Below are 8,508 nucleotides of genomic sequence, written 5' to 3'. Positions count from 1 at the left end.
CCGCAAATCAGCCCCGATTAGCCAGATTTCCGCCCAATCCAGCAGCGGTGAGGCGTTCCGGTATTTTCCGTCAGGCCCCAAGCCGTCTCAGCCCGAAGCGGCCTCAGTTCGCGCATACAACCCGGCTAATGCGCGAAACGCGCTCAGTCCCGTGCGGTTCGCTCCAGATAGTCCGAGTAGTTGGATCTCGAACCGATGCCCGCCCTCCGGATCCTCCCGCACACCGGAAGTTGCCCAACGGGGCTAAGTGAGCACGTGGACGGCAGGCTACGAGCTTCCAAACAGCGCTTCCGCGCCCGTCCGATTTGCACGATACAGCGCGCAACAGTTTGCGGCGGCATCAGAAAGCCTTCTGTTTGGCACTATAGGCGATATCGATCAACGCACCCTTGGAATTGGGCTAAGCGCAGGTCACGCCGTGGAAATGCCCATCTCGCTCAGCGGGGCTTGATCCGGTCGTGGCAGAGATCATCGAAGCGCATGCAGGAACCATGGTTGACAATGATAGCAACAAGCGGCGCCGGCTCGTCGAGTTCAAGGACGGTTGCCGCTATGGCAAATTCGGAAGGACCAAGGCTTATGAGCTGATCGCCCATGACAGGATCAGGGCCTACAAGATGGGCGGCAAGACCATGATCGATCTCGACAGCGTGGATGAATATCACGCTTCGCTGCCAAGGGTAGAAACGAGAGTAAGCTAGGCCGCCGATCTGCGCAGGGGCACCAACTAGGCTGTTCAAACCAGTTCGAAAGCATCCGCAATCGTCCGTGCAGTGCTCGGAAACCCTTGAAAAATAGGCATTTCCGCGTACCCGGTGTTCGACACCGTTTGTTCTCATCCGATCCCAGCCGCCCGATTTGTTGGTATTTTTGTTGGTATCGTGTTGGTATCGGGAGAACAAACGTTCACGGTGACTTTCGCTATTCCGAACGAGGGAATTGGGCAGATGGCCCGCAAGAACGCTGGCGCGTGCGCCAACCCCAAGCAGATCAGAACCGACGTCGACTGCCGCGCCGCCCAACCGCGATTCGACAATGGCGCGTGGAGCCCCGCCAATTTCCGACGTGACCGGCGGCGGCCTCTATCTCTTCGTCACACCCGACGAGAGCAGGCCCGGCACGCTGCCTCCAAGCTCTGGCGGATGGGCTACCGCTTCCACAGCCGTCAGAAAACCTACTCGATCGGCCCTTACGGCAACGGCAAGGACGGCACCTTCTCGCTCGCAGACGCGCGGCGCGAGCGCGACAAGGCCAAACACCTGCTCAAGGAAGGCAAAGACCCGAGCACCGAGAAGCAGCTCGACAAGCACAGGCAGGCGGCAGCCCGTCCTTTCGAGCAATGGGCCGACGAGTGGCTCGCAAAGAAGAAGGTGGAGAAAGTCAAACGCGGCAGGATCGTCGCGGTGCGCGACCCCAAGACGATCGAGGTGCTTGAGCTGCGCGTCGGCTACCTCAAGGACCGCTTCGGCAAGCTGTGCAGGCAGCATATCAAGCGTCCGGACGTGCTCGCTTTCATGCGTTCATACGAAGGCGAGGGAAAGCTGGAAACGCGCGACCGCGTGCGCAGCATCGGTGAGCAAATCTGCGACTATGCCGATGTCGAAGGCGACGGCTATAATCCATTCCGCAACCTGAATGGGCAGATGATTGCCAACATTTCGACGCCGCGTCCCGGCGTCACTGAACCACGTGACGTGACGCGCGTCTTCAGGCTCATCAGCGCACCGTGGACGAGAGCGAGGTTTGGTGACGTTGTTGGTCTTGCCTTGCGCTTCGATGGGCTGACTATTCCCCGCCCCGGCACGGTCAATGAAATGGAGTGGAGCGAGGTCGATTGGGATACCGAACGCTGGACTATTCCAGCCGCAAAAATGAAGACCGGCTGGGACCATGTCGTGCCTTTGTCAGGTCATGCACTCGCAATCCTGCGCAGCGTTCAGAAGCTGACCGGCCATCGCCGGTACGCGTTTTCCTGCTCGAAGGACGCGCCGCTATCAAACAACACGCTCAACAAGCGCTTGCGGCTGCTTGGCATTGACACCAAGACTGATCATTGTGCCCACGGATTCCGGACCACCTTCTCGACCCTGTCTCACCACGAAGAGATCAAGGACGCCAAGGCATGGGATGGCGATGTCGTCGAGCTGCAGCTCGCGCATCTCGATAACTCTACCGTGGAAGGTCTCTACAAGAAGCACGGACCGCTCGCGCTGATCGGTTCGCGCACAAAGCTGATGCAGCATTGGGCTGATCGGATCGACCACTGGCTCGATCCCAAGAAGGTTATGCCGATCAAGGGCGGCGCACAGCATTGAGTCACCTATCATCAGGCTAGGTTGCCCAATTCAATCCGAGGCAGGCTTATGTGGGTCATCGAAGCTGGTGCTCACGTGCTGAAAGCGGATCGATTCTTAGCGGATCTCAACATTTCGACGACGCCACCATTCGAAGCGGTGTCACGGGTAGCGAAGTCTGCCGAAGGAAGGAAAGTCGCGGTGGGGAATAAAGAGCCAGCTTGGTTGCGGGGAGGCGCAACCACCGATACCGACGTTCAGTCGAAGTTGCGATTTGATCCTGCGTCCCGAACGCAGTGAGCATCAGCATCTTTCCTGCGCGCATTATCCACGAGGCGCCCCGCCCGCCTTGTCCGGCCCGCCATCCTCGCCTAGAACACGGGCGCGGGCCACCTCGATTTGTCGCCTTCAGGAGAGATGGCAGAGTGGTTGAATGCACTGCACTCGAAATGCGGCATAGGTGCAAGCCTATCGGGGGTTCGAATCCCTTCCTCTCCGCCGCCTGTCTGTGGATTTCGGGAAGCCCCGGCAAAATAGGGCTCTTTTCGCACTCTGGATAACGCCACCATGTGTAGGTGGAGCACCCAGCATACACCTCCCTCGCGTCCTCCACCCAGTCGAATCCTTGCTGATTTCCTTCGTCCATTGCCTAATAGTTTCGTGCTCAATGAACTGAGCGGTTTTGGATTTACCTGAGCCCGTCTCAGCGAACGGCACTGAGAGTTCGAATTCCGCGCTCGCGGAAGGCAAGCCCAATTTGCTGGGGCAATTGGGCACCGAGATCCGGTTTGCCTCCTAACTTTTCGCACAGGAGAAGCCAGCCGTCCGTCCAAGTAGTTCTGGCATGGGCCAAGAGAACGGATTTTTCTCCGCGACTTTTGTACCGCGTCCTGTGATCGGTTCGGATCTCTACGGAAAATAAACGCTTCGGGATGTGGCCATGTTGGATCCTTCCCCTCAAGGTGGGTGAGGCCCTCTCTGAGTGCAGTTGCCGTCGAGATTGTCATGGTAAGCCATTTGTGCTCGCGTGGTGGCTATGTGCTCGGGAACACCCAAGCGTAGCGGAGGCGGGCGCAGCGCTGGATGTCAATCGAATTTGCAGCTACAATCGGTGATTATAGAGCAGCTTCTCGCACGTAGAGGGATACGCGAGGGGAATGGATAAGCGGGGCCTAGCGAACGCGACATTTGCACTAAGTTCATCACGCCAGCCCTCCGCAGCGCGGGCTGGGGTGGGATGAGATGCTGCAGATCCGCGAGGAGGTTAGTTTCACCAAGGGCAGTATCATTGTGCAGGCAAACTGGTCAGTCGCGGCCGGGCCAAGCGTGCAGACTATATTCTCTATTTCAAGCCGAACATTCCCCTCGCGCTGATTTAGGCTAAAGATATCGGCTCGCTGCGCGGATGATCGACAAGATCGCGGACGCGAACGTGCCGCGCAATCCAGACGGTTCGCTCGAGAAGAAACCGAAGAAAGGGATCGACGCCTAAAGGAAGGCTCTACTGACCTTCGTCCGCGTGGCGCACAAGGTCGGCTGCGGTCATAGTATCTGATTCTTTCAGTCCCAGGTGTCCCGAGGGCGGAAACGCTTCCTTTTTGAACCGCTTTATGGGATCGCCCGGGGGGCTGTCCTGGGGAAGAATGGGCGCGGCTGCGGCGGCGGCCGTATCCAGTTCTTTCTCCTGATCCTCTGCTGCTCCTCCTCTTTCGTGAACTCAGGCTTCGAAGGCCCTGAGCTCCTCGATCAGGCCGTTGAACGAATCGCGCCTTGCGAGCATAATTCCTGGCTGACTATTTTTCTTTTTCTCATAGCTTCTCCATGCTGGAATTCTACATTCAAAGAAAGCTGCACCGCGGAGATAAGCTCGTAATGGACAGCGAGCTGGTCGGACAGAGCGGGATATTCGTCGTTCTTGCCGAGCCTGGCGCTGGAAAGTCGCACTTGCTCGACTTTCTAAGCAAGAGCTATGACATTCCCCGTCAGCCCGCAAGTCAGTTTGTTCACGAAGTTCCCTCTACAAAGAGCGTGCTTGTGATCGATGCGCTCGACGAAGTGGCGCGGATCGGCGAGGAGAAAGTCAACGAGATCATTGTAAAAGCGCGCGCGGCGACGGCGACAACTGTCATTCTTGCAAGCCGTTCATATGTTTGGGATCAGGCGCGGACGACGGCGGTTCGCGATTGTTTCGGCGTTGAGCCAACCATTTTGCGCCTCGAACCATTCGATGACGACGAACAACGACAGTTGTTCGCAAACTATCTACCTTCCGAAGACTTCAAGGCGTTCCGAACCGAGGCGACCCGTTTCGAGCTCACGCCCATCCTAGGCAATCCGCAATTTCTCAAGCTATTCGCCGACGCTTACGTGCAGGGCGGGCGGCGCTTCTCGTCAAAGAAACAGATTTACGCAGATGCGGTGCGCAGGCTTGCCAGCGAACGAACGAACGCTCCGGGAGCGACGGCCCGTCCGGATATCGACGCCATCGTTGCCGCAGCCAGCGAAATCTTCGCCAAACTGCTTCTTTCTGGCGCTTTGGGCGTTTCAGCTAACGAAGAAATTGAGGGCTACGCCTATCCCTATCTCCGTAGCATCGCGTCAAATGCCCAAATCGCTGACTTTGCTCTGAACACGCGCCTCTTTAGACCGACCGACACGATAAATCGGCACGATCCCGTCCATCGGATCGTCGCCGAATATTGTGCGGCCGATTACCTGATCAAGCGTGTCGAAGACACTACTAATACCTTTTCTTTAAGGAGGTGCCTTGCGGTTGTCGCCCCGAATTTCACCGTACGCAACGAACTGCGGGGCCTTTTGGGATGGATGGCCTCGCTGGGCAACCGCAAAACGCAGGACACAGCTGTCAAGCTTGACCCATATGCAGTGTTTGCCAACGGCGATGCATCGCAGCTTCATTCATCGGTCAAACCGTTGCTGCTTAACGGACTAAAATCGCTAGCTGAAAACGATCCATTTTTCCGACGCATGGATTCGTGGAGGAAGTTCAACGTCGCAGGTTTCTTTACGGCGGACATGATTGCGCATATCCGCCCGCTCCTTTCCGGAGCCAATTCCAAGTCGGATTTGCGCGGATTGATGCTCGAACTCCTTTACGACACAGAAGCAGGTAGAGGTCTTGAGCCGGAGTTTCGAACCATCCTTCTAGACCCCCAGGCCGAGGAGCATGACCGAGGCCGGGCATATCAAAACATCGCAGCGATCTCGAAAAGCGGCCTGGTCAACGACTTCACCGCACTGGTCACGCAGGCGACTCGCGACTCGCTTGATGTTGCATCGGAGATTCTCCGAGGCGAGGGGATTTCGCGCATAGGCCAATCTCGCGCCCTCGCGTTCGTCAGAGCGCTTGCGACGCTCTATCCCGAAGGCCGGTTACGCGAGCATAGGTTAGGGTCCAGATATTTCATCCGTCAGGTCATATCGACCTTCAGCCTTAACGACACGCGATATCTGCTCGACGGCATCACAACCAACATCGTGTGCACCTGTGGAAAAACCAAACCACATCGCTGCACTTGCCGCAGAGGTGGCAGCAGGATTGCCGGCCGCCTTCTTGACCATTACTTCGAGCTTATGGTCGGCCCGCACGATCCACGTCAAATCAGGCGGTGGACTGAACGTCTTGTGTTTGGAAACCATAGAAGTCCTAACCAAAGCAAATCCGTCGACGCGATGTCGCAGAACGCTGGCCTTCGCCGGGCAATACAGATCTCAATGATAGGCGGATTAACCGATCCGGACCAAATCCTCGACACTCGCGTCAATTTTTTTATGAACTCAACCCATTCCGGATTGGTCTTTCGTGAAGGCGATCATGACGCGCTCGTAGACCATGCACTTGCCGTCGGAAATCACGTGCTTTGGCAGCATCTGATCGTCTCTCACAGCCTCTACGATAGTTCAGCAAGAGGCCCCAATCCAACCAGAGCTCGGATGAGAGCTCAGGCTCGTACGTCACCCGGCCTGTTGCGGATTTGGACCAAAGTCCATCGAGCTAGTCGCGAGCTCATTCGAAGGGATCATGTCAGATTTGGGCACTCGCGCAGGCATTACAAACGTATGGAGGCTGAGCGCAAAGCTAGTCTGCTCGCCAATTTTGAGGCTAACCGCGCCCTGATCGAAGCGGGACAACACTGGGGCTGGTTGATTGCTTTGGCCCAACGCTATCTTCACGGTGCACAAGAGGATGATCTGGTTATCAATGATGAACAGCTCATCGAAACCGCCCTGCTCAACTGCTTTAGCTTCATTGCTCCTGAGATTCCCTCAATCGAATTTATAGCGGAGCGAGGTAGCACCAACGTTTCAATAGTCCTTGAAGCAGCTTGCCTTGCGACCTTTCGTAAGACTGGAACACTAGCCGGCATTCCCCTTGATATGCTTCGCGCCGCAAAAGCCGGAGGCATCGGAGGATCAGGATACCAGGAAGGCGAAGCTGAACGCTTCGAACGAACCATAGACGGCGTAATCTTCTCATCCGACGCCGACAAGATCGAGTTCATAACTCGTCTTATCGAGCCTCAACTGACTCGCTCGGGAGATGCCGCAACCAACGTCTACATGCTCGATCACCATGAAACCTTCGCGAACGTGAAAGGCGCGATCTCCATCGATTGGCTCACACGCTATCCGGCTATGCCGTGGCATTCGCGGGAAACGCTATTCGGCATCGCCGCAACTCACGCGGACAGGGCTCAGCTCAATGCTCTGATTGAGACGCGCTGCAATGACCCTATAGACCCCTCGGATATTGATTTAATCCGCCGGAAATTCTGGCTGCTGCGCCATTTCTTTTTCATACTGCCTACTTCCGACGCAAGTTGGGCGGAGTTCAGCGCCGATCCAAGGGCGATACTTGAGATCAAGCACTATTCGGGCAGGCTTGGCCGGCATGACTCACAGGGATGGCCCCAACTCAATGCAGAGCAGGTTTATCGTGTCCTCGATGCGTTCGTTTCAGTGTGGCCAAAAGTGTCCTTGCCAAACAGTTGGGGCAGCGGCGACCCGCCAGGAGAAACCGCTTACAGATTCCTGACCGACGTCGTTTTCAGCATCGGAAGAGACGATCCTTCGAACTCTATCCCGGTGTTTGATCGAATATTGTCAGATTCCAGGTTTTCTGACTTCTGGAGCTCGGTTAGAAGCCAACGCGCGGAAGCGGTCAGGCAGCAAGCGCTATCCGATTTTCGCGCTCCAACGCCCACCGACGTCTCACAACTTCTCGACGACAGTAAGATTGCGTCCGTAGAGGACATGCGGGCCCTACTGATCGAACTTCTGGATGAATTTCAGCACCGGCTAAGGGGAGACGCAACAAATCCTGTCGAGGTGTTTTATTCGGGCGACAAGCGCGTCAACGAAAATAGAGCACGAGACCGGATCGTTGATAGGCTTCAGGATCATTTCCGCGCGCTCAACCTCGGCGTTGTCGTCGAGCACCAGATGGCTGACGCGAAGCGCTGTGACTTTACAGCCTCTGCCGTAATCGACAAATCTCAAGTCATTCTTGTGACCGAACTAAAGGGTCAATGGAATCCTGAACTCTACACTGCTGCTTCGATTCAGCTTGCGGGGCGTTACACCATATACCCGGGGGCGGCAAATCAGGGCGTGTACCTGGTCCTATGGTTCGGCGTCAATGAAAGAATCGCCGGGCGGAAAGCCCCTTCGATAACTTCTCCGGCCCTGCTGCGTGAGGAAATCATCAAGAGAATGCCCGCTGAACTCGCCGGCAAGATTGATGTCTATGTGCTCGATGTATCGCGTGCGAAGACCGCCAAGAAGAAGAAACATAAGGCAACGAAAACTGCCAACACGACTCGCGCAAAGTCAGCAGCGACCACAAAGACCCGCACAAGGGCCGTGGGTAAAGTTACAGCGAAACCTTCGGCGCGCCGCGCGAAGATGGCGATCTCCAAACCCTTTGGTAAAACTCCGGCTAAGAAGGGAACAAAGACTGGCGTCAAGCGCGCCAAAGAGCTCGCCGTCAAGCGCTCAAAGACGAGCGTCAAGCGCGCAAAAAAGAGTGTCGTCAAACGATCGAAAGCCAGGAAGGTGAACAAAACTACAAAGTCGCGTCGCTAGCCGCGAGCTTCTACTCACAAGGGTCCGCCTTCGCGCAGTCATTTGCCTTGACATGTTTGCCTATGCACGAAAACCACGTCCTGCTTCTAGTAGATAACTCGCATTTTTA

The 8,508-nt window shown here is 56.2% G+C and carries 3 protein-coding genes, 1 tRNA gene and 1 pseudogene; all 5 read left to right on the top strand.

The window, feature by feature from the left end; translation table 11 throughout:
• The first annotated feature begins 458 nt into the window (after positions 1–458).
• The 5 genes and pseudogenes from SO156_RS28230 to eruA all read left to right on the top strand — a co-directional run bounded on the left by SO156_RS28230 (position 459) and on the right by eruA (position 8,399).
• Positions 459–701, top strand: coding sequence for a MerR family transcriptional regulator (locus SO156_RS28230; protein ID WP_498537045.1), 243 nt, complete (start codon positions 459–461; stop codon positions 699–701).
• A gap of 246 nt (positions 702–947) precedes the next feature.
• Positions 948–2,315, top strand: coding sequence for a tyrosine-type recombinase/integrase (locus SO156_RS28225; protein WP_498537044.1), 1,368 nt, complete (start codon positions 948–950; stop codon positions 2,313–2,315).
• 390 nt (positions 2,316–2,705) lie between these two features.
• Positions 2,706–2,792 (top strand) — tRNA-Ser (locus SO156_RS28220).
• A gap of 659 nt (positions 2,793–3,451) precedes the next feature.
• A pseudogene (locus SO156_RS28215) lies at positions 3,452–3,670 on the top strand (hypothetical protein); the annotation flags it as partial.
• Positions 3,671–4,115: 445 nt separating this feature from the next.
• On the top strand, positions 4,116–8,399 hold the full coding sequence (eruA, locus tag SO156_RS28210) for an NACHT domain-containing antiphage protein EruA (RefSeq protein WP_498537043.1): 4,284 nt from the start codon (positions 4,116–4,118) through the stop codon (positions 8,397–8,399).
• Positions 8,400–8,508: the final 109 nt, after the last annotated feature.

It is taken from the genome of Bradyrhizobium sp. UFLA05-125, assembly GCF_059803515.1.
This window is presented reverse-complemented; position numbering and strand designations above follow the sequence as displayed.